This window comes from Nocardia sp. NPDC051463, assembly GCF_040681975.1.
Taxonomy (GTDB): domain Bacteria; phylum Actinomycetota; class Actinomycetes; order Mycobacteriales; family Mycobacteriaceae; genus Nocardia.
Window position 1 is genome coordinate 26204 of record NZ_JBFBAB010000019.1, and the last position, 24206, is coordinate 50409.

Below are 24206 nucleotides of genomic sequence, written 5' to 3' on the forward strand. Positions count from 1 at the left end.
ATTCCCGATTCAGTCCCAGGCGGGCCCGGCGTCGGGCGCGTCCTCGCACAGGACCGAACCCTCGATCAGGCCGTAGGGTCGGTCGGCCGCCCAGAACACTTCGTTGTCGTTCTCCAGCCCGAATGGGGCAAGGTCCACCACGAAATGGTGCTTATTGGGCAGTGACAGCCGCACCTCGCAGATCTCCGGGCAGGTGTCGAGCACCCGGTTGCCCATGGCATACAGGGTCTGCTGCAACGACAGGCTGTAGGTCTCGGCGAACGCCTCGAGCAGGCAGCCCCGCGCGGTCAGGTAGGACTTGTCCCAGTCGTCCGGGATGGTGTTGTGCCGCCACTCCGCATTGACCTCGGTAGCGAGGATGCGGTCGTAGGCTTCCCGCAGGGTCGTGTACTTGTCCTCGAGGTAGCCGTGGAACTCCGAGCCGGTGGAGTTGAGGACCACCAGGTTCTTCAGTCCGGTCACCACCCAGGCGTCGTCGCCGTTGTGGTGGACGCGGGCCGTCCGGATCTCCTGGTTGGAGCGGACGAAGGAGTGCTGCTGGTCGCCCGGACCGACGACGATGCGCTCCCAGGCGTACTCCTCGAGGGAAACCCTGGCGTGCTCGATGGTCGGCTGGGAGTCGACGAAATGCCGGGCGAGCAGCAGGCCGAACTCTTCCGGCGAGGCGATACCGTGCTCCTTCGCGAAGGCGAAGACGGTGTTCTTCTGGGTGTCGGTCGGCAGCACCGCGGCGTTGCCGCCGGTGAGGTGGGTGTCGTCCATATCTCCGGACAACGCCACGCTGACGTTGAGATCTCGGATCTCATGGACGCCACCGGTTTTCGTCACCCTGACGACACGGTTCTCCGACTTGCCGTATCTATTGGGGCCTAGCTTGATCGACATTGTTCAGCTACCTCGATAGGTGGAGTAGGAATACGGGCTGAGCAGCAGCGGCACGTGGTGGTGCTCGGCTGGGTCCGCGATGGTGAAGTCGATGGAGACCGACGGATAGAACGGGCTGATACCACCGGTCTCGAAGGTCAGGCGGTACACACCGGCCGCGGAGGCCGGCAGGTCCTTGATCCGGCCGTCGGTGTCGGTGCGATGCTCGGCGAGCACGGTGCCCTCGTCGGTCACCAGTCGGACCAGCAGTCCGGCGGCGGGACGGCCGGTGGCCGCATCGAGTACGTGGGTCGACAGGCTCATCGCTGCTCCAGCAGCTTCCGCACCCGCAGCCTCGTGATCTCGGCGAGTTCCGCCGCGATGACCACACGCTCGTCCTCCACCGAGTTGCCCAGGCGTTTACGCAGCTCAGTGAGCATTTCCTCGGCGCTGCGGCCGGTCGCGCGGATCAGGAAGACATGCCCGAACCGTTCTTCGTAAGCAAAATTTCCTGCGGCGAGTTCACGCAGCACCGCGGGGTCGGCAGTCGCGGCCCCGGATTGCTCGCTGCGCGACCAATGTGCCTCGCGCCGTGCCTTTTCCGCATTTGCGGACGAAACTCCCACTGCTGCAGGCACTTTGGCTCGTTCTCCGATACGTGGGTGCGCCGACAGCGCCTCCTCGACATCCGGCCAACTCAGCTCGCACACTCCGGTCACCGCAGCCGCTATCAGGCTTTCGCTGTTCTCATATGGTCTGTGCGCCAGCACCTTTCGCGCCCAGTTCCTGGACGCGCAACAGGTCAGCAGCTCCGCCTCCGCGTGGTCGAGAGGCAGTGAGTTGAGCCATCCAATCTCACCTGACATCCGGTCTCCCATCGGGGTCTCAACGTGTCCGGTAAGTACACCCGCTGGGGATCACCGCAGCTAGAAACGAGAAATCCGAACTGTGTGCCAGTTCACACCGAATTCTTTGTAGGTATGTCCAAGCCCCTCGACTGTTAGCGTCCACACCGTGCGCCTACGTTCCCTACTCACCATGACGGACCTGGGGCTGGAGCTCGTGACCGGCGAGCACCAGCTCGACCGCTTCGTTCGCTGGGTGGTAACCACGGACATGCTCGATCCCAGCCGTTACCTCTCCGGCGGCGAGCTGGTGCTCACCGGCCTGCAATGGCGCACCGAGCCCGCCGACAGCGAGATTTTCGTCCGAGCACTGGCCCGAGCAGGCGTGGCAGGGCTGGCCGCCGGCGATGCCAAGTACGGCGGCGCACCGCCCGACATCGTCGAGGCGTGCCGCAAACACGGCATCCCGCTGTTCCGAGTTCCGGAGAACATTGCGTTCGCGACCGTCACCGAGCAAATAACCAGAAACCTCTCCACCGGCCGCGCCGCCGATCTGACCGCCGTCCTCGATCGGCATCGCCAGCTGGTCGCCGGCTCGGGCCTCGGCTCGGTACTGGAACTCATCGAACGCGACCTCGGCATGCGCTGCTGGGTCATGTCCTCGACCGGCCGGGTGGTCGCCGGCCCGCCACCGCCGCCTGCCGAGGTGACGGCGGCCTTCCTCAATGCCCGCCGCCTGCCCCATGTGCTGCCCCACGAGAGCGCGCGCTATTCACTGTTCGCCGTCGACGAGCACCGCACGTCACGGGCGGCCGATTGGTTTCTGGTCTTCGAGGGCGACTGCGGCGACTGGCCCGAGGAGCGCCGCGCCCTGACCGGCGAACTCGCGGCCGTCGTGTCCCTCGAACGCGCCCGCCAGGACGACCGCCAGAGCGCCGAAGGCCGCCTTGCCCAGGAACTCATCGAACTGATCGTCTCCGACGCCAAGCCCGCCGAGATCATCTCCCGGCTCGAACTGACCGGTCTCGGCCCTGCGGAGTCCTATATTGCGGTGGTGGCCGCGGCGCAGGCAGATACCCTGCGCCCCGGCGAATTACGCGTGCTGCTGCGCGAAATCCTCTACGGCAGAAGGCCCGCCGCAGGCGTCGTCGACAGTGAGGCGATCGCCTTGATACCCGCCGGCACCGACGGCTCGGTCATCGACGAAATCCACCGGGCCGTAGCAGCTCTGGAGCCCGGCCTACGCGGCAGTCAACTATCGGTCGGCGTCAGCGGCGTGGTCGACGGCGAAGGTCTACGCGGCGCGGTGGAGGAGGCCCGCTACGCCCGCCGCCTTGCCGCCGATCGCCACCAGCCCACCAGCGTCGTCGGACACGACGAGCTGGCAACCCACATGCTGCTGCTCGCCAGCGTCCCCGACGAGGTCCGCCGGATGTTCCGGCTGCGCCTGCTCGACCCACTGACCAACTACGACCAGGACAACCGCTCCGATCTGGTCCACACCCTGGAAACCTTTCTCCAGGCCTCGGGCTCCTGGACAAAGTCCGCCGATCTGCTGCACGTCCACGTCAACACCCTGCGCTACCGCATCCAACGCATCGAAGAACTGACCGGCCGAGACCTCTCCCGCCTGGAAGACCGCGTCGACTTCTTCCTCGCCCTCGCCCTCCGCTGATCGTCGGAGACTGCTACCCCACCGGCGGACGTACACACACGCCGCTCGACATGTGGCCGGCGCCGGTTCCCGGCTTCGAGCTCGACATCCGGGGAGAGTGCACGTCGCGCCACTGTCAGCCACCGCCGCTGTTCGCCGCAGGCACGGCGTCCGATGGAGAAGTCGCCAGGAGCAGGATTACATCGTCGCGACGTCGGGGTCTAGCGATCCGCCATGGTCTGCTGCCGCAACCAATTGCTCGACTGCGGCGCGGCCACGCTTCCGCAGGTTCTGCAACCAACCCTCGGCCGATCCGCGGCCTTCCGACTCCCCCACCTCGCCATCGCGCGTCTCTTCGGCCGCATCCCCGACACGGGCGCCCTCCCTGCCCTGCGCGCCGCCACCGACCCGCATGCGCAAGGCAGGCGATACTACTGCCCCTCAGGTCTTTTCGAGATACACGGTTTCCGTGCCCCGGTGCCGTCCAGCCACGATTCCCCCGGCCTCTCAATAGCCTTGTCCCACAGATCCATCCCCCTGGACAAGATCGGACATTCGCGACAGGTCGCGCGATCTCGCCCACACGAACGGCGACTGCCCCACATACTGTGCGGTATAGATCTGGCAATCATCTGGACAACTCGCTCGAGCTAGCCATCCACGCCCACCTCGACACGGAACGAGCACATCCATGATTCTGACCGCCGCCTATGACGCCGTCCTCGCCCAGATCGGCAACCCGTCCCCCGAGGCGCCGCCCAATTCGGACAAGATCCTGCAGATGGTCCGGTACCTGGACTGGTTCGTACTGCTGTCCGGTGTCTCCGGCATCACCTATGCAGGTGGGAGATTCGCCTGGGAGAAGTGGAGCGGCGGCCAGCTCGAATCACCGAAGATGATCGCGGGAGCCATGATCGGCGGCGTGGTGGCCACCAGCGCGGGCACCATCATGAATGCCGTCGTCGGCGCTTGACCGCCGAGGCGCCGCACAGGGAAGCAGCCCTGTAGCAACCCATTTCGATCGTCATCCACCGAACGCGTCGAAGACCTCCTCCGCGCGATCACGCGTTCGGTACATGCCCCATGCGGTGTCCGCGAGCCGATCGGGGTCGAGGGTGTGGCCGTCCGGGGAGCCGATTCGCTGCGGATCCGCGGTCACCATGGCGTGGATTTCGCCACGTTCCACGCTGGACAAACCGCCCGCGAAGAGCAGACCACCGTCGCCGTCGTCGAGCATGCCCGGCAACACTTCGCGCACCACGTCGACCGCGGGCCACACCCATTCGAACGCCGATTGCGCTGTCGCCATGTCCATTTCGGTGATCGGTATCGGCTGCTGGGTCGGACCGGGTCCGTAGTAGGCCAGCGCAATACTGCCATCCCACCCGATCTCGGCGAGTACCGACCGCAGCCGGTCGCGATCGGTGACGTCGGCGGTGTGCGCGGTGGCATCGATCCCGAGAGATGCGAGGTCGCGCAGATAAGTGCCGTGCCGCGCAGCACTGCGTGAGACGAGCGCGACGCGGAAACCTCCGCGGCCGAAGCGCCACGCCATGGACATGCCGAGACCCGAGCACAAAGTCGAGGCATCCCTCGATTTTGTAGAATGGGGGCATGTCCAGACCCCTACGCCGAGATGCGGCCCGCAATCGCGAGAAGCTGTTGCGCGCGGCCACCGGCGTGTTCAGCGAGCAGGGACTCGATGGGTCGCTGGAGGAGATCGCCCGGCGCGCGGGCGTCAGCATCGGGACGCTGTACAACCATTTCCCGCACCGCGATGCGCTGATCGACGCGCTGCTGCCACCACGGCTGGCCGCGTTGGACGACTTCGCCGCGCGCGCCGCGATCGAGCCGGACGCATGGACAGCGTTCACAGGGTTCACCGAGGCCCTGCTCGACCAGCTCACCACCGATCGCGGGTTGCTTGAGGCCTTCACCGGCGACCATCCCGCCGCCGAGCAACTCACGCAGGCATGTCATCGCGGGATGTCACACCTGTCGACACTGCTCGACCGAGCCCGCCGATCCGGTGCGATGCGCATGGACGCACCAGACGAAGACGTCGTAAATCTGCTGTGGGCATTGTCGCTGCTCGGCGAGACCACAAGTCCAACGGCCTGGCGCCGCTGCTTGGATCTGGTACTCGACGGCCTCCGACAGCCGCACGAGCAACCGACGGCCTGACACCGGAAGGAACCACCCACTGTGCCCCACGCCAAGTCCACCGATGGCGTTCGCATCGCCTACCAAACACAAGGCGACGGCGCCCCACTGATTCTGCTGGCCGGACAGGCCAACAACCATCATTGGTGGGACGGCATTCGCGACGACTTCCATACCCACCACCGGACGATCAGCTTCGACTATCGCGGCACCGGCGACAGCGACAAGCCCGATACTCCATACAGCACAACAGGATTCGCCGACGACGCCATTGCCGTACTCGACGATCTCGGCATCGACAGTGCCGATGTGTACGGCACCTCCATGGGCGGCCGCGTCGCGCAGTGGCTGGCCGCCCGCCATCCGGATCGGGTGCGCGCCCTCGTGCTCGGCTGCACCACTCCGGGAGGACGGCACGGCATCGAACGCGACAACGAGGTCCGCCGCTCGCTGGCCGATCCCGATCCGGCGGCCGCCGGACAAGCGCTGCTGGAATTGATGTACACCCCGGCCTACCTGGCGACCGCACCTGGACCGTTCAACACCCTCGGCGACCCGACGATGCCCGCCTACGCTCGACGACGGCATCTCCTCGCGAGCGCCAGGCACGACGCATGGGATGCACTGCCCGACATCGGCGCTCCCACGTTGGTCGTGCACGGCACCGACGACCGGTTCAATCCAGCAGCGAACGCGGCATTGCTCGCCGATCGCATCCCCAGCGCTCAGCTGCGGCTGATCCCGGGTGCCAGGCACGCGTACTTCGACGAGTTCCAGGCCACCGCAGGACCGCTGGTCGCGGATTTCCTGAATTCGATTCGGCCGTAGCCCCGGGTACGGTGCAAACCGGACGGCCCGAACAATCACCGCTCAACCGTCGGATGCATGCGAGACTGGGGCCGTGAGCGAGCGGAACGAAGGTAAATCGACGCCTGACCGCGGCGATGTCATCGGCACCGGTGTGCTGTGGCTCGCCAAGTGGGCGGTGTGCATCGTCGCGATCGCGGCGGGCAGCTGGGTGATCGGCTACGTCCTCGCCAAGCTGTGGGTGGCGGTGCTGCCGGTCCTACTCGCGATCGTCGTCACCACCGTATTGTGGCCGCCGACACGGTGGCTCACGCAGCACGGTCTGCGCCCGGCCGCGGCAGCCGCGGTCACCCTGGTCGGTTTCCTCGGACTGCTCGCCGGGGTGGTGGCACTGATCGTGCCGTCGGTCGTCGATCAGGCCCCCGAACTCGCCGACAAGTCGACCGCGGGCGTCAATAAGGTGCGCGATTGGCTACAGGGCCCGCCACTGAGAATCCGTCAGGAACAACTCGATTCCGGAGTCGACGCGATCGTGCAACGGCTGCAGTCCAGCACCGAGCGGATCGCGACCGGTGTTTTCAGCGGGGTGAGCGCCGCGACATCGGCGATCGTCACCCTCGTCCTGGTGCTCACGCTGTCGTTCTTCTTCATCAAAGACGGGCCGCGCTTCATGCCGTGGCTGCACAGCACGCTCGGCAGCCGCACCGGCCGCCACCTCGAGGAGGTGCTGAATCGGATCTGGGTCACCCTCGGCGGTTTCATCCGCACGCAAGCGCTTGTCAGCTTGATCGACGCGGTGTTCATCGGCGCCGGGTTGGTGATACTCGGGGTGCCGCTTGCTCTTGTCCTGGCCGTGATCACGTTCTTCGGTGGCTTCATCCCGATCGTCGGCGCCTTCGTCGCCGGTGCGCTCGCGGTGCTGGTTGCGTTGGTAGCCAATGGTCTGACCACGGCGCTGATCGTGCTCGGCATCATCGTCGCGGTGCAGCAGCTCGAGGGCAACGTACTGCAGCCAGTGCTCCAGAGCCGCAGTATGAAGCTGCACGCCGTCCTCGTGCTGTTGGCCATCACCGCAGGTGGATCGCTGTACGGCATCGTCGGAGCCTTCCTCGCGGTCCCCTTCGCAGCGGTCGTCGCCGTGACGATCCGCTACCTCGGCGAGCAGATCGATGCGGCCACCACCCCGCCACCCGAAGTCGACGAGGAGCTCGAACCCTCCGCCGAATAGCGGCTACCGAAAGGACAATTCGCGCCTATTCGGCGCTGCGACGAGCGCGATGCGCGCGGACCCGACCACGGCTCGCACATGCGGGCGACGGGCACCAGCGCCGCCGGCCGTCCGAATCGACGAATACGCCGCGGCAATCGGGTTCCGGACAGCTCTTCAGCAATGCCCGGTCCGCACCGGTCAACTGGTCTGCGGCCTGGCGGGCGATGCGAGCAAGGGCATCGGTCACCGTCGCGGGCGGCACACGGCGCAACCGATGGTCCGAGATCAACCGCACCGGGTGGTCGTGCTCGGCCAAGAAGGTCGACAGCCCCGCAACAGCCGCCGCCGGGGGCGGCTGCTGGTCGACGGTGGCCAATGCCAAGGTGCGCAGCGTCTCTCGCAGCTGACAGGCCAGGTCCAGATCATGCTGATCCGGAGTGCGGGCAGCCGCGAGGTCGCACAACTCGAGCCACTCGGCAAGCCGGTCCGGTGTCGCGATCCGCTCGACCGGATCCGCGCTGAACGTACGACCTCTCGTGGCAAGCAGGTTCAACCAGGTCGCGCCACAGTCGAAGCGAAAGGCGAACTTGTCCTCTTTGGTCACAGTCGCCATCGTAACGCTTTATCCGTTACATGTGTTAGCGTCGCGTAACGCTCATAGCGTTACATGATTCGACAGGAATGAGGGGATGCCATGACGACCGAACCGGAACCGACCGACCGAGCACTGTCCGAACGACTGACACCGGCACGGTTCGACCGCGCCGAGGGATACCGAATGCTGGCGGTGCTCCAAGACGAGGCCACCCAACAAGCCGCGCTGCCCGGTCTCGAACAGCTCGCGCCCGGCTTCGCCGACTGGCTGGTCACAGCCTTGTTCGGCGGCACCTACCAACGCGAGGGGTTATCACTACGCGACCGTCAGTTGATCAATCTGGCCGCGCTCACTGCGCTCGGCGGTGTCGACCCGCAGCTGTCGGGGCACGTCACGAGCTCACTGCGGGTCGGCATGACCCGCACGGAGATCATCGAGGTGTTCGTCCACCTCGCGCCGTACGTCGGCGTGCCGAGAGCACTGGCCGGATTGCGGGTGGCAGCAACCGCTCTCGCCGACACCGAGCAACGATGAGTGCGGCAATCCGGACAGTGCTCGGCGATATCCGACCGGAGTCCCTCGGCGTCTGCGACGCCCACGACCATCTGTTCCTCAGCTCACCCATGCTGCCCGGCCAGGAGCTCGACGATCGCGCAGCGGCGCTCGCCGAACTGACCGCGTTCGCCGCGCTCGGCGGACAGGCGGTCGTGCAGTGGACACCGTGGGGCATGGGACCGCAGACCGAGATGCTGCCTGGTCTGTCCCAGGAATCGGGCGTCCAGATCATTGGCGCGACGGGCTTGCATCAAGCCAGGCATTACAACCGCGATGAGCTGAACCGTGTCTACGACGGTCTGGCGGGATTGTTCGTTCACGAGCTGACCGGTCCCGGCGTGCGCGCCGGAATGATCAAGATCGCCGGCGCGTATCACCGCATCGATGACCATGCCCAGAAGGTCGCCGCCGCCGCGGCCGAGGCGCATCACACCACCGACGCCCCCATCGGTGTTCACCTCGAAGCCGGGTCCGCAGGCGTGGAAATGTTGGACCTCCTGTGCGGCACCCACGCAGTGCCGGTACAACGCGTGATCCTCGGACATCTACATCGGTTTCCCGACAATAGAATTCATCGACTAGTCGCCGAGGCAGGCGCGTTCCTGTCCTTCGACGGCCCGTCTCGCACACACCACAGCACCGACTGGCGGCTGCTCGACAGCATCGCAGCCCTGGTCGACGCGGGTTACGCGCACCAAATCCTGCTGGGTGGTGACACGGTGACCTCGACGGCCAGATCCAGCGCCGACGGACCCGGCATGCCGTTCCTGCTGAGCGGGCTACGTCCTCGCATCACAAGGGAACTGGGCCCCGACATTGCCACCGCCCTCTTCGTCGACAACCCCGCTCGCGCGTTCGCGGCGCTCTGGCGATAGTTCCATGAGCAGGACTACCGCGTCGGCATTCGGGATGCCCCGAGCGATTGCTCGATGCGAGAATCACTGCGGCCCAACAGAATTCTTGCCGCCGGCGCCGATGTCGGCGAATATGCACCGAACGGATACCCTTCCGGCACCCGGCAGGCGATAACTGTTCCTCCTCCTGAGTCACGCTCGACATTCACCACCGCCCCATTCCGGCGGCCCGGTCGCTCAGGGAAGGAGCCGGGACATGACAACACCGGCGCGACATATCCGCATCGAATCGGGTGCGCTGACACTGGACTACCGAGCATCGGCCGAGCAAGCCCAGAGCGTGGCCGATGAACTGGCCCAAGGTTTTCCGGAATTCAGGGTCACTGTCGACGACGAACTGCGTGACGATTTGCCGCCGCTGCCCTGTGCTCGCCTGTGGGCCTGAGGGGCTCGCTGGAAACTGAAAGCCTGATGGTGGGACTGATCGCTCCGCGAATCCGTGGTCGGTGATCGGCGGATCTCGGTCGCTCGCGGGAGGCCCGAGCACAACTGTCGATCGGCACTGCCGAGGGCGCGACGCAACACGCGGTAGCCCCCGTGTCGAAAGTTGGGGCCGCACTCCTAGAGTGGGCAACAACGAAGCAACTTCCCGAAGGACGGCTCGACAAAGCAACAGTGACGACCGATCGCGGTATCGGTGGATGGGTAGACGATGGTGATGCGCAGTAGTGGCATTGAGCAGCAGCCGATGAACCAGCCGACACGCACGCGACCGGTCCGCTCGCGGCGACCACGGGTAATCAACCTACCGCGACTACTGGCAGCGGCCGTCGAGGCCGATCCCGACGGCACTGCGGTGTCATGTCGGCGCTCGGAGCTCAGCTATCGCGAGTTGGATAGCGCGTCTTCTCGATTGGCGCGACTGTTGATCCAACGCAAGATCGGCCCCGGCGATCTCGTCGCGCTGGCGATCGGATCATCGATCGAGTCGGTGTCGGCCATGTGGGCGGTCGCGAAAACCGGCGCGGGATTCATCGTCGTCGACACGAACACCGCCGCCGAACATGTCACCCAACTGCTGGCCGACTGGAAACCGGCGATCGGCCTGACCGCGGGCGCGGGCAACCTGCGCGGCTCGGCCCACTGGCTGATGCTCAACGACCAGGATTTCCAGAACGAACTCGCCCTGGCACCGGCTGACGAGTTGTCCCACAAAGAACGACAACGCCCGATCCGTGCCGAGGACATCGCCTTTGTGACCTTCTCCGTCGATGCGCCAGGGGTAGTCGACGCCGTAGCGGTGACCCAGGCGGCGGTGGCCGGAATCTGTGCCCGCCGAAACGAACGCCTGTCGACCTCCGACTCGATGACGGTGTTCTTGTCCACCGCCTGCGCCTGCGGCACACCGTTCACCGTGCCGACGACGCCGCTGCCCTGGACACCACCCATCCGAGAGCGCCCCGCCACGATCGACGCCACGCCCGACCGCGCGTTGGACCTTCGGACCCACCGACTGGCCCGCAGACTGGTCACCATGTCCGCCAATCGATAGCTGATGCCGGATCGGCGCTCTCCTGCGCCTCAGACCGGCTGCACGCGCGGGATCGGACGCCGGTATCGGCCTGGCGGAGTGCCGTATTCGCGTTTGAAGGCTTTGGCGAACGCGAACTCGGAGGTGTAGCCGACCCGTCGGGCCACCGCGCTGAGCGAGGCGTCGGATTCGCGGAGCAGTCGGCCCGCGGTAGTCATCCGCCACCAGCTCAGGTAGGTCAGCGGTGGCTCGCCGACCAATGCGGTGAAGCGCTGGGCGAAGACCGAGCGGGACAGACCGCTGCGCGCCGCGAGTTCGTGGACGGTCCATGGGTGTGCGGGTTGGGCGTGAATACCTTGCAGAGCTCGTCCGATTGCCGGATCCGTCAGTGCCGGAGCCCATCCCGACGATGCCGGGTCGCCGGTCTCGGTCACGGATCCGTCGTCTATCCACGCCCGCAGGATGTACAACAGCATGGCGTCGATCAGCGCGGGCACGATTGCGTCACCCCCTGGTCGCCGGTCCTCCAACTCGGTGGCGAGCAGATCGATGAGGTGGCGCAGTTCGCTGTGCTTTGCCGACCGCGCGGGCAGGTGCACCAGGTCGGTGAGCTCGTTCATCAACAGGTGTGATCGGGTTCGATCGAGTTAGTAAGCGCCACAGAGCAGAACCGAACGCGCGCTTGCTATTCGAGGATGCCAGGAGGGAGTCCAGGGGGCAGCCGAGGTAGACGACGGCGCGAGCACAACCGTCGCCGCCAGGACCGCTGACACGAGCGCGACTACCATCCGGGGAAGTCACCGGGCGGTCTCAGCCGGCGGCCTGCATCCGAACACCCGGGTGATTGGCTCGAACGTTCACCGCAGCGAGTTCCACCGTTCGTTTGATCCGACGCCCCCTCGTATCCGCACGCTTCGCGGTGACTATCCATTCCAGGATCAGCCGCTTGGCGGAGGGCGGAAAACTCTCGAAGTTGGTGCGGGCGGCATCATTTCGGTCGAGCAGCACGCGCAGGTCATCGGGTACGGCCCAGCGATCGTCGTCCGCGACCACTTCCCAGGCCCCCTTGGCCACGGCCAGATCGATCAAGGCTCGACCGTGCTCGGTCATCAACCCCCGCTCGATCATGTTCGCCGCGCGCTCCCTGTTCACCCGGCTCCATGTGCTGCGCGGGGTGCGCGGGCTGAACCGCAGCTGCGAGCTGTTCGCGTCGCGTTTGCGGTGCAGTCCGTCGATCCAGCCGTAGCACAGCGCGTGCTCGATCGCCTCGCCATACCGCAGGCTCGGCACACCGCTGTTCTTGTGGTGGATGACCAGCCAGATTTCCTTTTCGGACCGACCGTGTTCTGCCAACCAGGTACGCCATTCGTCGATCGTGCTCACGAAGAGGAGGTTCATGACAACCATCCTCCAGCCTTAAGTGCTCATCAAATGAGCACTTTTTCAACGCTGTGCACCCTTTCCGGTGAGCGCGGTGCGCAGTTTGCCGGCGATACGGTCGAGTTCGTCGAGTTCCTCGGAGCTCAAGTGGGTGCCGAGGGTCTCCCGCAGCACTCGGGAGTAGACCGTCCGCGCACCCACGACAGCGCGCTCACCTTCGGCGGTGAGCACGGCATACACCTCGCGGCGATTGCTCGCGGGCCGATCACGTTCGACCCATGAACGCTCCTCCAACCGGTCGACGATTCGAGTCAGACCGCCGCGCGTGACACCGAGCATGTCCGCGAGGTCGAGCATCTGCAGTCGCCGCTGCGGCGTCGCCGCCAGCCAGGCGAGCAGGTCGTGCTCGAGCAACGAGCAGCCCGCCTCGGCGAGCAGCCGCTTGTCGAGCAACCCGCGCACCGCGGTATCGACCAGGTGTAGGTTCCGCCAGGCCAGGACCACTGTTCGCGTTGCCGACATGTCCCCGATACTAGCGATCCAGTTGCTTTAACAACAATTATCTCTACAATCGTTGTATAGGCAATAGATCGAACAGGGGTTGTCATGAAATTTCAGAAGACTCCGGGCGGCACCCATGGTGCGCGCACTCCGCCGATGCCCGCCGTGGTTTCCCGGCTGATGCGCCGCGCGATGATCGGCTACCACCGGCGCAAAGGTGACAAATTCATGGGGATGGACGTCCTGTACCTGACGACGGTCGGCGCAAAGACGGGAGAGCATCGGCAGACTCCCTTGTCCTATTTTCACGACGGGGACGACGCTTGGCTGATCGTGGCCTCGGCGGCGGGCGCGGCCCGACATCCCGCCTGGTACCACAACATGGCCGCGCATCCCGACGAGCTGACGGCCACGATCGCCGGCCGACCGCTCCGGGTCACCGCCGCACAACTCGACGGAGAACGTTATGAACATGCGTGGCGACAGATCATCGCGGCCCAGCCCCGCTACGCGGGCTACCAACAGCGAACCGACCGGATCCTGCCGATCATCCGCCTGACTCCGGCCGACACGCCACCAGAGTCCTCGACAGGGGAAGAGGCGGGCTCCGCTGCGCCTGATTGATGCCACCGCGCCGGCCGTCCGCTGCACTAGCACAGAGGCTCGGTTACCCCGGATCCTGAAATCCATCGCAGCTCCGAACCGGGGTGTTGCGATAACCACTAGAGCACGTGGACCGGGCCCTTCGAGTGGGACTGATGCATCAGCTTACGAACCGCGTGGTAACCGATCGAAAGCTGTGAATCACGATCTGCGCGGTGGGCGCCCGCACGACCGGACGCACCCGCCGTCGGTTGATCAGTCCTGTTTCCAGACGCCCGACGCAACCGCCTCGGAGATGAAGTCGGCGAAGTCGACCGATTCGCGACTCAGCAGTTGACGGACGCCGTCGGTCATCTTCGTATCAGGACCATCCAGGAGAGTGGCGAAGATGTCGATCATCACGGCCACCTCCTCATCCCGCATGTCGAAGTCCGAAGTCAGCACCGCACCGAACTGCTCACCGGTGACAGGAACATAGGCAACATCCCGGTTGGTCTCGTTCGCGATCGCCGCGGCCACGTCATCGCCGGCCAGCAACCGGCGACCGGTCAATTCATAGTTCCTGCCCGCGTGCCCGTCCTCGGTCAACGCGGCGGCCACGATATCCGCGAGGTCACCGGCGTCGATGAAAGGCTCCCACACCTGGCCACCAACGAGCGCGAGCCCACCGGCGAACACCGCGTCCGCGAACACACCCTCGTCGAATTCCTGGTTGAACCACGCCGCCTGCAGCACAGTCCATTCCGCGCCGCTGTCGCGCACCGCCTGCTCCGCAGCAGCCTGATCCGCACCGCGAGCCGACAACAACACCAACCGCCCGACGCCATGCGCCACAGCCAGGTCACTGAACGCCCGAATAGTGTCTCCGGGGTGGGAGTCCCGGTGTCCGGAGGTGTACATGAGGAACACCGCCCCCACGTCCTCGAGCACCGCCGCCCACGTGCTGCGGTCCTCCCAGTCGAAGGCGACCTCCGTCGAACGGGAACCGAAACTGACAGGGAAACCCTTGGCCGCCATGCAGTACCCCGCGATCAGCGCTCGACGCCAGCGCCGAGCCCCTTCGCGCCTGGGAGCTCGATCCGAAACGGGGCACGACTCGCGACGACGCCCCCGGGCCGCTAGCGGAAGGCGAATCCTTCCGCTAGCGGATCAACCAGGATTTCCCTGGCGTGCCGCACCATTCTCGGTTGGTGCAGGCCGACGTGATGGTCGACTTCGACGACCTGCCCCAGCGCGGACCCGCACCAAGGGTCCTCAACTGGCCCGAGTCCAAGCCACCCGCCCGGACCTCAACGACCAGGCAGAGCCGTCGTCACCACGAGGCGCTGCCGGACCCACTTCCGGTGCCGGGCAGGCGCCAGCCATATCCGGGCCAACCCGGGTAGCTCGGATAGCTCGGGTAACTGGGGTAACTGGGGTAACTCGGGAACAGTGGGAAGCTGGGGTAACTGGGGTAGCGCGGCTGGTTCCAGTTCCCGTGACCATAACGGCCGTGGACCAAGTCCACGTGCTCGGACTCGACCACAGCCGAATCTGCGACAGCCGAATCCGCGACAGCGGGGGCAACAGCGACCGTGATCGGCATCAGCGCGATCGCGGACACCACTGCGATGCGGGCAACCACTGGCCAGGCACGCCCAGTGCGGTTTTCTCGACCCATGGGAACTTCCTCATTTCGGTACGAATTGATAAGCAATCGACGATCCAGGCGGGCTCGAAGTCGATATCCTCCGCGGAACGGAGTCGGGCCCATGCCATTCAATGTACCGCTATACAACGGCACGTTCAATGGGTCATTTCTGTCGATGCCATCGACGCGGCCGATCAAACGCTCCTGACCAGTGCACTTCAACTTCAAACGCGATATTTGTCATGCCGCCTATCTGACGGGCCATCATATAATGGCACATTGTTGGATGGCATCCCGATCGTCAGACTGACCGCTGTGCGGTCGAGGCTCATGGCCCCAGAACCAGCACTCCGCCGACAACCGGCGTGACAGTCGTCTACCCATTGCGCGGATTCGCCTCCAGCGCAGGAATTTTGGGACGCCGATCAAAATGGGTCAGCGAGGACGGTGAGCGGTCGGGCCGACAGTGTTGCGCGACCGACGCACGATGACACCGATAGGTCCATTGTTTCCAGCGGGAACCCGACCGACGCAGGCACTGTCTGCCTACCGAGCGGTATTGACGTGGTCAACGCAGACTTTCGGTACGCGGCGCGTACGTTCCCAGGTCCGGGAACATCCGATAATCGACGTGTGTCGAGGTTGTCTGCCCAGGTGAGAGCGAGGCGCTGATGAGCCCCAGCGACACCAAGAAGCACGGCGATCTGCACGAACTTCCTGCCTGTGCACCGGCGGGGCTGATAGCCCTGTGCAAGGTGGCCGAGGGAGTTATTCAAAGGCAGATCGAGCTGCTCGGATCGGGCAAGCCATCCAAAGCTCCGGATCTACGGAAGCTGCTGGCCGAAGGGGGCATCGCCAAACCCGAGGACCAGTCGACGATGCTCACCGACTACGGCAACAACAAAGACAAGATGGACAAGGTCGCCTCGGGCTATCACGGTAAGGACGATGGCATCGTCGTGCGGACCGACGGTATCGGCGAGGTGGTGATCAAGGCCTACGGCGCCATCGACACCGCGGTGGATCAACTCAACACAAAGATCGATGCCTCCCACAAAGCGGTGCGGACCGAGACCGTGAAGGATGAGAACGGCAAGCCGGTGCACGACGAGAACGGCAACGTCGTCAAGACAGAAAAACTGCCGCCAGAAATCATCAACGGCTTGTTCAAGGGTGTCTGGGATACGTTGAACACGACATTCGAACAGGTCAGCGGGGTCTCGGATCAAGCAGCGGCCGAGGCGCTCAAAATCGTCGGCGACGAGCCGAGCTCCGACACCACATCCAGCAAGAACACCGGCGGCGCGCAGCCGGTGTCGTACCCCACCTCGAGGTCTTCGGGGTACAACGGAGACACCCCATGGACACCCACCCCGAGTTCGATTGGCACCGAGATCATTCCCACCGGAGCTAAGCCTACCGCGACGGCAATGATGGAATATCTCATCAGAAAACACCACTTCACCCCGGCACAAGCAGCGGGAATCGTCGCCAACGCTTACGTCGAGTCAGCAGGCTTCGACCTCGAGGCTGAGGGTGACAGCGGAACTGCCAAAGGCTTGTTTCAGTGGCGTTTCGATCGACAAGACGGGTTTTGGAGGTTCGCGAGCCAGCCGGACGAGCAGGGCAAACCCAGGAATAGCGGCGACTGGGAGACCCACATCGACTACATGGTTCAGGAGTTGCATTCCGGGGGATACGAGGATGCCAGAAGAGGTATTGAGGCGAACCCCAACGACGCGAGCCGAGTGGCGCAAGACTTCGACTGGTACTACGAGAAAAGCAGCAGAGAGACGACCGGCACCCGACAAAGCATGGCAATTGACCTCCTGACGGAATGGAACGCCAAGAGTGTCGCCGTCTGAAGCCGAGGTGCGTGAGTACACATCTCGGCTTTAGTTCGCCAGCGCGATCACGTACGGTGCGAGCTACGCCAAGCCACCCTTGATTCTGTCAACGACAAAGGCCCGGTCCACTTGGACCGGGCCTTTCTTGTGGAGCTGCCGGGAATCGAACCCGGGTCCTCCGCCGCGTCTTCAGGGCTTCTCCGTGTGCAGTTCGCTAGGTCTCTGCTCGGATCTCCGGGTCTCGCGAACAAGCTCGGATGACGATCCCAGTCACTGTTCGATGTCCCATCCGACTCCGTGACCGAGCCGAACGGTAATTCCCTCTAGCTGATGCCAGTACCCGGGTCGAGGGACGAACCCGGACTGACAGAGACGACCTGGCTACTTAGGCAGCGAGGGCGTACTCGCGCTGATTGGAATCGGCGCTTAATTGGTTGCAACGACGCTTACGGTGGTCTCTTGCCTGCACCGACACGCTTCCCCTAAATCTACGTACGCAGTCGAAACCGTTCAGCCCCGTACGTCCCGACACCTTGTCGGGCTAGTCATGTTAACACCCGGCGACGCCTGGTTCATTCCATTATCCGGGTTGGCCCTGCTGCGATCAGTTCGCAGCGATGAGACCGACCGCGATGAGCGCGAGCACCAGGCCGACCTGCTGCATGCGACCCACCCGTTCGCCGAGCAACACCATCGCCAACAACACGGTCGCGGCCGGATAGAGCGAGCCGATCACGCTGATGAGCGACAGCAGCGAGCCATGAAAGGCATACAGCAGTGCCGCGTTGGCGATGGTGTCGAGCACACCGATGTAGGCCGCCAATCGCAGTGGTTCGCCGTGTAACGTCCGGAACTCCCCTGCGGCCAGCGCGGTCAGCCACACTACGGTGGTGGCCGCGACGCGCTGCGCGACCAGTGGCCAGAGTCCCGCGCTCGCGTGCGTTTCGTGGAGGAAGAAGAAGGCGAAGCCGAAGGCCGCACCCGATCCGATGGTCAACAGCGCGACGCTGCGGGTGAATCGCAGCTCGCGGCCGCCGGTGATCTCCTCGGTGACATCATCCGGCGCTTCCCGGCTGACCAGCACGACAGCCAGCAGCGCGAGTGCGATGCCGCCGAAGGCGAGTGCGCCTGGACGTTCCCCGATCACCAGACCGGCCAGCACGGGAATACCCGCGACCAGTACCGCGGTCAGCGGCGACACCACTGCCATCGGACCGCTCGCCAACGCCGCGTAGAACCACCACACCGCCAAGCCGCTGGCCACTCCCGCCGCCAGACCCCAACCCATCGACGCGAGGTCCGGGCTGCCGCCGACCAACGGCGCGAGCACAAGCACCAGCAGCCCCGAAATCGGATAGGAGACAACGACTATCCGCAGCGCGGTGACCCGCCGTGCCGCCACTCCGCCGAAGAAGTCACTGACTCCGTAGCCGGCAGCAGCGACCAATGCCAGCAGGACAGCTGTCACCGCATGCCTTTGACCCGCCGCCCCAGCTCACGAGTGACCTCACGCTCGGCAGTGCGCCTGGCGAGATCCTGCCGCTTGTCGTAGTCCTGTTTGCCCTTGGCCAGCGCGAGCTCGACCTTCACCTTGCCGTCGGAGAAGTACATCGACAACGGCACCAGCGTCTGGTTGCCCTCACGCGACTTGCCGACCAGCCGCTCGATCTCACGCTTGTGCAGCAACAGCTTGCGCACCCGGCGTGGCGAGTGATTGGTCCAGGTGCCGTGGCTGAACTCCGGAATGTGCAGCGCGCGCAGCCACACCTCACCGTTGTCGACGGTCGCGAAGGCATCCACCAGCGAGGCCTTGCTCTCGCGCAGGCTCTTGACCTCGGTACCCACCAACGCGATCCCGGCCTCGAAGGTTTCCAGGATCGTGTAGTTGTGCCGCGCCCGGCGGTTGGTCGCGATGACCTTGCGCCCTTGTTCCTTCATAACGAGAAGCTTAAAGTGACGCCGCAACGGGATTATTCCCAGGTCGTGACCCGGTGGCTACCGCGGCGCGTGCTATCCACCCGGTCGCAGCACCAGATACACCAGCAGCACAGCGACGAAAGCGGCCAGCAGCACGACTGTGGAGGCACGCGGCAGCGCGGGATGGCGGCGCGGCGACGGCGGACGATGGCGCAGCCACACCGATTCGACCGCGGGGTCGTGGGTGCTGCGTTGATACGGCGGCGCATCCCCCGTGTCGCGGGCAGGATAGTCGCCAGAGCCGCCGGACGCGTCGTCCGCTGGGCCATCACCGGTTGCCATACGCAGCACCGTAGCCGCCGGACCAAGGCCGCGCCGGAATTACCGGACAGCGCGATACGGTGGGAACTCAGGCGAGACGGCGGGCGAAAGCCTCCTCGGCTACGCCAAGTGCGAGGTCGACGGTGACAACCCGCAGGTCGGCCGTGCTCGCGGTGAATTCCATGACCATGTAGCCGAGCTGGTGATAGTTCTCGAACAGCACAGGATTGGTGCCACCCGGAGCCAGCTTCGGCTCCGCGCCAACGGTTTTGGCGGCAGCGCCGGAAATGATCTGCCGGGTGCCCTTCGATTCCGAAGTCGGCTCGAGCACCTGCAGCGAGTGGTCGTGTCCGGACAGAATGAAGTGACACTTGCCGACGACATGGTCCTCGAAGAACCGCTTGGCGTGGATGCCGTTCAGCGGCTCGATCGCCAACCCCTCATAGCGGCCCGCGTCGCCGTGCGGACCGTTGTTGAGGTAGGGCTGATGGGTGCAGGCGATCTTCCACTTCGCCGGGGATTCGGCGATCGCGCGATCCAGCCAGGCGCGCTGCTCGTTCATGAACTGACCGTCGACCGTCCAATACGGGTCGAACAGCGGCGGGATGTAGGAGGCCAGCGGATTGATGTCGAGGACGAAGAACTCGACCACCGGGTTCTCTTCGGGTAGCCGCACCGAGTAGTACCGGCTGGGCATCCACCAGCGTGCGGAGTGCGCGTGATACTCGACCTCGTTGTTGCCACGCAGCAACCAGCCGCCGTCACCACCGAAGATCGAGCTGGTGTCGTGGTTGCCGAGCACCATCAGCCACGGGAAATCCAGTCCGGCATTGGGGTTCTCGAACTTGTCCGCGAACTGGACATCGACACCGCTATTGGGGCCGCTCTCGTAGATATTGTCGCCGAGGCCCAGCGCCAGCGAAAACGGTTGGCGGCGATGGTGTTCGCGCATGGCGTCGGCGACGGCCCACTGGCTGCGGGTGCCGGTGCCCGCGTCACCGGTGACGAGCACACGCACGGCGCGCTCGGCAGGAAACGCGAATTTGGACACGCCCGCCTCGACCGGCACGGCCTGGGCGGGCGAAAGACCCACCAGCGACATACCTGCCGCCGCGGTCGCCGCGCCCGCGAGAAAGCCCCGACGCCCGATTGTGCTGTCATCCGTCACGCGCTGTCCTCCACCATTATCGACACCAGATGTCCCGGCGCCCATCCTTACCCATCGCGGACAAGGCTGGGCACACGGTCCTGCTCACTCGGCGCGCGTCGAAGTCCCGGGGCGGGATCCCCCGATCGCGCAGCGCGTCACTTGCCGAGTGCCGGGTGCTTGTTCCGATCCAGACCGAGCGCATCGGAGATGGTGAAGAACATGTCGGTCTGGTCGGTGAGTCCGACAACGTTCGCGGCGCGTGGACCGTAGGCGGCAACCCGCACCTGGGTGCCGGTGTGCTCCTGGGAGCTGCCTTCTTCACCATTGCCGTAGGAGATGCCGATCTCGGCTCCGTCCTTGGTGACGACCTTGCTGGTCAGCGAGGCGGACTTGGTGTCGAGCGGCACGATCTGGCTGGCCTGCGCGTGGTCGGCGGTGACGATCACCAAGGTGTTGCCGTCGTTCTCGGCGAATTCGAGAGCCGCCTGCACGGCCTCGTCCAGATCGACGGTCTCGCCGACCTGCCCGCATGGGTTCGCAGCATGGTCCTGCTTGTCGATCGACGCGCCCTCCACCTGGAGGAAGAAGCCGTCCTTGCGATCCTTCAGTAGGTCGATCGCCTTTCGGGTCATGCCGGCCAGTTCAGGCACGGTTGCGGGGCGGTTCGCGTTCGGGTGGCAGGTCTGTGCGGGAAGATTCAGTCCATCGCGCACGGCCTTCGCACCGTCCCAGCGGACCGGCAGATTGCCCGGGGCGAACAGACCGAGCAACGGTGCGTCCTGGTCGGCCGTGGACACCGCGTCCAGACCGGCTCGGTCGGCAACAAGGTTGTAGCCACGCGCCTTGGCCTGATCGCGCAGCGTCTGCCCTTGCCATTGGCCGGCAGCGGCCTTCTGTTCGAAGCTTTTCGCGCCACCGCCGAGAGTGATATCGGCGCGGGTATTGAGCAATTGCTCGCTGATCGAGCCGAGACCGCCCTGCTCGAGTGCGTTGGTCGGGCACTTCAGCGCCGTTTCCTCGGGGCCGTAGCACTTGCGGTCGGTGACGTGCGCGCCGAGCACAGCGGGCGTCGCGTCCTGGACCTCGGCGGTGGTCACGTTGCCGGTGGCCTTGCCATTGGCTTTCGCGATCTCCAGCAGATTGGCCCGTGCGGCACCGTGGAGGTCGACACCGATCGCGCCGTTGTACGTCTTGGTCCCCGTCGCCCAGGCGCTGCCGCTCGCCGCGGAATCGGTGGCGTAGTCCGGCTTTCCGGTGGCCTTGTCGAGGGAATAGTGCGTGTAGGAACCGGTGAGCGGGAGCGCGTCGATGCCTTTGAAGTAGCCGCCCGCGCCCTCGGCCACGTTGCGCGCCACCGTGATCTCCGAATCGCCCATGCCGTCACCGATCAACAGAATGACGTTCTTGGCCTGATTGCCGTTGAGTGCGGCACGCAGCGCGTCGGTGCGGTCTCCGGTGGTCCGACGAGCACCACCGTGCTGACTCGGGTCACCGGCGGCAGCGGGGGTGATGAGCTCGCCGTTGCCTCGGCCCGTGGCGTCGGAGGACCCGCAGGCGGCCAGTACCCCGACGAGGACGACGGCACCGACGGCGGCGCCGGCACGGAGCCGACGAGGTGTGGAAGGCGACGAGACAGCGGGCATGAGCGAAACTCCATTGTGTTCGTAGATAACTCGGACGCGCCGAGTTTGTGATGTCACCGGAACGAAGAGACCCCTTCGGTAATCACACGACCACCGAGCGGGCAGCCACTCCGCGCCGCGGTTACCCGACCCGATTACGTTCGGTCTCCGAAATATCCAATAACACAGCCACTTTCCGGTGATCCAGGCAGCGGAGCACGCGCCACGCGTTGATGGTCATGGCGTGCAGAATGTCACTCCGCTGCCAAGACCTCCAGCACCTGTTCCCCATACTTGGCAAGCTTGTTCTCGCCGACGCCGGCAACCGTGCCCAACTCGGACAGGCTTTTCGGCTTCCGGCCTGCGATCTCACGCAATGTGGCGTCGTGGAAGACGACGTAGGCGGGCACGCCCTGCTCTTTCGAGGTCGCCGCACGCCATCCACGCAGCTTCTCGAACAGGCCGACATCCGCGGGTGCGAGATCGGCGGGCGGGGTCTTGGCCGCTTTCGCCGACCGGGCGGCGCGTGCCGGAGTGGCGCGCTCGGGCTCCCGACGCAGCAGCACCTGTCTGCTGTCGAACAGCACCCCATCGCTCGCTTCGGTCAGCGTCAGCACGCCGTAGTCGCCGTGCACGGCCAGCAAACCCTGGGCGAGCAATTGCCGTACCACCCCACGCCATTCGACATCGCGCAGTTCCGTGCCGACCCCGAAGACCTTCAGCTCGTGGTGATCGTGCTGCAAAACTTTGGGATTCTTCTTGCCGATCAGAATGTCGACGATGTGGCCGGCACCGAAGCTCTGGCCGCGTTCTCGTTTCAACCGCAGCACCGTGGACAGCACCTTCTGCGCGGCTACCGTGCCGTCCCAGGACTCCGGCGGAGTCAGGCAGGTATCGCAATTGCCGCACGCGTGACCGGGTTGTCCGAAGTAGGCGAGCAGTTGGGTGCGCCGGCATGCCACGGTTTCACACAGTGCGAGCATCGCGTCCAGATGTAGTTGGAGCTGCCTGCGGTGAGCGGCGTCCCCCTCCGAGGCGTCGATCAACTTGCGTTGCTGCACAACATCACTGAGCCCGTACACCATCCATGCCGTCGAGGGCAGCCCGTCACGACCAGCGCGGCCGGTCTCCTGGTAGTAGCCCTCGACCGATTTCGGCAGATCCAGGTGCGCGACGAACCGCACGTCGGGCTTGTCGATGCCCATGCCGAAGGCAATGGTGGCCACGACGATGAGTCCGTCCTCACGCAGAAACCTCGACTGGTTCGTCGCGCGAGTCCGCGCGTCCAGCCCGGCGTGATAGGCGACGGCGCTGATCCCGTTCTCGTTGAGGAAGGCGGCTGTCTTCTCCACCGAATTGCGCGACAGGCAGTAGACAATGCCGGCATCGCCGGCGTGCTCGGCCTTGATGAACTCCAGCAGCTGGCGCTCCGGCCGGTTCTTCGGCTCGATCCGGTACTGAATATTGGGCCGGTCGAAGCTGGCGACGAACCGCTTGGCGGCGCCGAGTTCGAGGCGCTGAATGATCTCGTCGCGAGTCTTGTCGGTGGCGGTCGCGGTCAGCGCGATGCGCGGCACCTCCGGCCACCGTTCGTGCAGCATCGACAGGCCGAGGTAGTCCGGTCGGAAGTCGTGACCCCACTGCGAGACACAGTGCGCCTCGTCGATGGCGAACAGCGCTATCTTGCCCCGGTCCAGCAGGTTCGCGGTCGATTCCAGCCGCAGACGTTCCGGCGCCAGATACAACATGTCCAACTCGCCCGCGACGAATTGGGCCTCCACCGTCCGCCGCTCGTCCGGGAACTGGGTGGAGTTGAGGAACCCGGCCCGCACGCCGAGCGCACTGAGCGCGTCGACTTGGTCCTGCATCAAGGCGATCAACGGCGACACCACCACGCCGACACCGGGACGTACCAGTGCGGGCACCTGGTAGCACAGCGACTTGCCGCCGCCGGTCGGCATCAGGACCAGCGCATCCCCACCGCCGACCACATGCTCCACGATGTCCCGCTGATCACCGCGGAAGCTGTCGTAACCGAACACCCGACGTAAAACCTGTTGCGCCGCATCGGATTCGGATCCACGGTCGCCATCGGTCGGCAGGCCGTGGCGACTGCTTTCAGGTCGCTCGAAAGGACCGGTCGCGAGAGTATCGGGG

28 protein-coding genes, 1 other RNA gene and 1 pseudogene are annotated in these 24206 nt (G+C 65.2%); 11 read left to right on the forward strand and 19 right to left on the reverse strand.

Going from position 1 to position 24206, the window contains the following annotated elements:
* Nucleotides 1-9: 9 nt before the first annotated feature.
* The 3 genes from pucL to uraD are packed head-to-tail and all read right to left on the reverse strand — an operon-like array spanning nt 10 to nt 1730.
* Nucleotides 10-885 carry a factor-independent urate hydroxylase gene (pucL, locus tag AB0M74_RS23135; protein ID WP_366528356.1) on the reverse strand — a complete coding sequence of 292 codons (876 nt, stop codon included), beginning with the start codon at nt 883-885 and terminating at the stop codon, nt 10-12.
* Nucleotides 886-888: 3 nt separating this feature from the next.
* Complete coding sequence (gene uraH, locus AB0M74_RS23140; RefSeq protein ID WP_366528357.1) at nt 889-1188, reverse strand: hydroxyisourate hydrolase; 300 nt, start codon at nt 1186-1188, stop codon at nt 889-891.
* Complete coding sequence (uraD, locus tag AB0M74_RS23145) at nt 1185-1730, reverse strand: 2-oxo-4-hydroxy-4-carboxy-5-ureidoimidazoline decarboxylase (protein ID WP_366528358.1); 546 nt, start codon at nt 1728-1730, stop codon at nt 1185-1187. The genes uraH and uraD overlap by 4 nt, the downstream gene beginning before the upstream one ends.
* Before the next feature lie 172 nt (nt 1731-1902).
* On the opposite strand from uraD, the gene AB0M74_RS23150 reads away from it, so the two are divergent.
* On the forward strand, nt 1903-3384 hold the full coding sequence (locus AB0M74_RS23150) for a PucR family transcriptional regulator ligand-binding domain-containing protein (protein ID WP_366528359.1): 1482 nt from the start codon (nt 1903-1905) through the stop codon (nt 3382-3384).
* A gap of 177 nt (nt 3385-3561) precedes the next feature.
* Here the strand turns inward: AB0M74_RS23150 and AB0M74_RS23155 are convergent, their stop codons facing one another.
* On the reverse strand, nt 3562-3783 hold the full coding sequence (locus AB0M74_RS23155) for a hypothetical protein (protein WP_366528360.1): 222 nt from the start codon (nt 3781-3783) through the stop codon (nt 3562-3564).
* Between the two features lie 271 nt (nt 3784-4054).
* On the opposite strand from AB0M74_RS23155, the gene AB0M74_RS23160 reads away from it, so the two are divergent.
* The gene (locus tag AB0M74_RS23160; RefSeq protein ID WP_366528361.1) at nt 4055-4336 is read left to right on the forward strand and encodes a hypothetical protein; all 282 of its coding nucleotides are present in this window, start codon (nt 4055-4057) and stop codon (nt 4334-4336) included.
* A gap of 51 nt (nt 4337-4387) precedes the next feature.
* Here the strand turns inward: AB0M74_RS23160 and AB0M74_RS23165 are convergent, their stop codons facing one another.
* Nucleotides 4388-4942 carry an SDR family NAD(P)-dependent oxidoreductase gene (locus tag AB0M74_RS23165; RefSeq protein WP_366528362.1) on the reverse strand — a complete coding sequence of 185 codons (555 nt, stop codon included), beginning with the start codon at nt 4940-4942 and terminating at the stop codon, nt 4388-4390.
* 35 nt (nt 4943-4977) lie between these two features.
* On the opposite strand from AB0M74_RS23165, the gene AB0M74_RS23170 reads away from it, so the two are divergent.
* From AB0M74_RS23170 to AB0M74_RS23180, 3 genes are all read left to right on the forward strand, one after another.
* Complete coding sequence (locus AB0M74_RS23170) at nt 4978-5547, forward strand: helix-turn-helix domain-containing protein (RefSeq protein ID WP_366528363.1); 570 nt, start codon at nt 4978-4980, stop codon at nt 5545-5547.
* A 21-nt stretch (nt 5548-5568) separates the two neighbouring features.
* On the forward strand, nt 5569-6354 hold the full coding sequence (locus AB0M74_RS23175; protein WP_366528364.1) for an alpha/beta fold hydrolase: 786 nt from the start codon (nt 5569-5571) through the stop codon (nt 6352-6354).
* A gap of 73 nt (nt 6355-6427) precedes the next feature.
* Nucleotides 6428-7561, forward strand: a complete 1134-nt coding sequence (locus tag AB0M74_RS23180) for an AI-2E family transporter (protein ID WP_366528365.1) — start codon at nt 6428-6430, stop codon at nt 7559-7561.
* Nucleotides 7562-7586: 25 nt separating this feature from the next.
* Here the strand turns inward: AB0M74_RS23180 and AB0M74_RS23185 are convergent, their stop codons facing one another.
* Complete coding sequence (locus AB0M74_RS23185) at nt 7587-8147, reverse strand: CGNR zinc finger domain-containing protein (protein ID WP_366528366.1); 561 nt, start codon at nt 8145-8147, stop codon at nt 7587-7589.
* 90 nt (nt 8148-8237) lie between these two features.
* Here AB0M74_RS23185 and AB0M74_RS23190 point away from each other — a divergent pair, with 90 nt between their 5' ends.
* The 4 genes from AB0M74_RS23190 to AB0M74_RS23205 all read left to right on the forward strand — a co-directional run bounded on the left by AB0M74_RS23190 (nt 8238) and on the right by AB0M74_RS23205 (nt 11099).
* A complete protein-coding gene (locus tag AB0M74_RS23190; RefSeq protein WP_366528367.1) occupies nt 8238-8672 on the forward strand; it encodes a carboxymuconolactone decarboxylase family protein in 435 nt (144 codons plus the stop codon).
* Entirely contained in the window at nt 8669-9568 is a 900-nt protein-coding gene (locus AB0M74_RS23195; RefSeq protein ID WP_366528368.1) for a phosphotriesterase, read from the forward strand. Before AB0M74_RS23190 ends, AB0M74_RS23195 begins: the two co-directional genes overlap by 4 nt.
* Before the next feature lie 235 nt (nt 9569-9803).
* Nucleotides 9804-9992, forward strand: a complete 189-nt coding sequence (locus AB0M74_RS23200; protein WP_366528369.1) for a hypothetical protein — start codon at nt 9804-9806, stop codon at nt 9990-9992.
* 303 nt (nt 9993-10295) lie between these two features.
* Nucleotides 10296-11099 (forward strand): AMP-binding protein, encoded by an 804-nt coding sequence (locus tag AB0M74_RS23205; protein ID WP_366528370.1) that lies wholly within the window; start codon nt 10296-10298, stop codon nt 11097-11099.
* 29 nt (nt 11100-11128) lie between these two features.
* On the opposite strand, the gene AB0M74_RS23210 is transcribed toward AB0M74_RS23205, so the two are convergent.
* From AB0M74_RS23210 to AB0M74_RS23225, 4 genes and pseudogenes are all read right to left on the reverse strand, one after another.
* Complete coding sequence (locus AB0M74_RS23210) at nt 11129-11554, reverse strand: AraC family transcriptional regulator (RefSeq protein ID WP_366528461.1); 426 nt, start codon at nt 11552-11554, stop codon at nt 11129-11131.
* Nucleotides 11534-11713 (reverse strand): annotated as a pseudogene (locus AB0M74_RS23215) (cupin domain-containing protein); the annotation flags it as partial. The gene AB0M74_RS23210 and the pseudogene AB0M74_RS23215, both read right to left, overlap by 21 nt.
* A gap of 175 nt (nt 11714-11888) precedes the next feature.
* Nucleotides 11889-12476: a YdeI/OmpD-associated family protein gene (locus tag AB0M74_RS23220; protein ID WP_366528371.1), complete on the reverse strand. Its 588-nt coding sequence runs from the start codon at nt 12474-12476 to the stop codon at nt 11889-11891.
* Nucleotides 12477-12521: 45 nt separating this feature from the next.
* Nucleotides 12522-12980, reverse strand: coding sequence for a MarR family transcriptional regulator (locus AB0M74_RS23225; protein ID WP_366528372.1), 459 nt, complete (start codon nt 12978-12980; stop codon nt 12522-12524).
* Nucleotides 12981-13064: 84 nt separating this feature from the next.
* Between AB0M74_RS23225 and AB0M74_RS23230 the strand changes: the two genes are divergently transcribed.
* The gene (locus AB0M74_RS23230; protein WP_366528373.1) at nt 13065-13583 is read left to right on the forward strand and encodes a nitroreductase/quinone reductase family protein; all 519 of its coding nucleotides are present in this window, start codon (nt 13065-13067) and stop codon (nt 13581-13583) included.
* 234 nt (nt 13584-13817) lie between these two features.
* Here the strand turns inward: AB0M74_RS23230 and AB0M74_RS23235 are convergent, their stop codons facing one another.
* Both AB0M74_RS23235 and AB0M74_RS23240 read right to left on the reverse strand, forming a co-directional pair.
* Complete coding sequence (locus AB0M74_RS23235) at nt 13818-14579, reverse strand: NAD(P)H-binding protein (protein WP_366528374.1); 762 nt, start codon at nt 14577-14579, stop codon at nt 13818-13820.
* A 295-nt stretch (nt 14580-14874) separates the two neighbouring features.
* Entirely contained in the window at nt 14875-15222 is a 348-nt protein-coding gene (locus AB0M74_RS23240; protein WP_366528375.1) for a hypothetical protein, read from the reverse strand.
* 641 nt (nt 15223-15863) lie between these two features.
* Between AB0M74_RS23240 and AB0M74_RS23245 the strand changes: the two genes are divergently transcribed.
* Nucleotides 15864-17057: a phage tail tip lysozyme gene (locus AB0M74_RS23245; RefSeq protein WP_366528376.1), complete on the forward strand. Its 1194-nt coding sequence runs from the start codon at nt 15864-15866 to the stop codon at nt 17055-17057.
* Between the two features lie 127 nt (nt 17058-17184).
* Here AB0M74_RS23245 and ssrA read toward each other — a convergent pair.
* The 7 genes from ssrA to recQ all read right to left on the reverse strand — a co-directional run bounded on the left by ssrA (nt 17185) and on the right by recQ (nt 24151).
* Nucleotides 17185-17557, reverse strand: a transfer-messenger RNA (tmRNA) gene (gene ssrA / locus AB0M74_RS23250).
* 86 nt (nt 17558-17643) lie between these two features.
* The gene (locus AB0M74_RS23255; RefSeq protein WP_366528377.1) at nt 17644-18507 is read right to left on the reverse strand and encodes an EamA family transporter; all 864 of its coding nucleotides are present in this window, start codon (nt 18505-18507) and stop codon (nt 17644-17646) included.
* Entirely contained in the window at nt 18504-18977 is a 474-nt protein-coding gene (gene smpB, locus AB0M74_RS23260; RefSeq protein WP_366528378.1) for an SsrA-binding protein SmpB, read from the reverse strand. Before smpB ends, AB0M74_RS23255 begins: the two co-directional genes overlap by 4 nt.
* A 72-nt stretch (nt 18978-19049) precedes the next feature.
* Nucleotides 19050-19298, reverse strand: coding sequence for a hypothetical protein (locus AB0M74_RS23265; RefSeq protein WP_366528379.1), 249 nt, complete (start codon nt 19296-19298; stop codon nt 19050-19052).
* A 67-nt stretch (nt 19299-19365) separates the two neighbouring features.
* Entirely contained in the window at nt 19366-20445 is a 1080-nt protein-coding gene (locus AB0M74_RS23270; RefSeq protein WP_366528380.1) for a metallophosphoesterase, read from the reverse strand.
* Nucleotides 20446-20582: 137 nt separating this feature from the next.
* A complete protein-coding gene (phoA, locus tag AB0M74_RS23275; protein ID WP_366528381.1) occupies nt 20583-22070 on the reverse strand; it encodes an alkaline phosphatase in 1488 nt (495 codons plus the stop codon).
* Between the two features lie 233 nt (nt 22071-22303).
* On the reverse strand, nt 22304-24151 hold the full coding sequence (recQ, locus tag AB0M74_RS23280) for a DNA helicase RecQ (RefSeq protein ID WP_366528462.1): 1848 nt from the start codon (nt 24149-24151) through the stop codon (nt 22304-22306).
* Between the last annotated feature and the right edge of the window lie 55 nt (nt 24152-24206).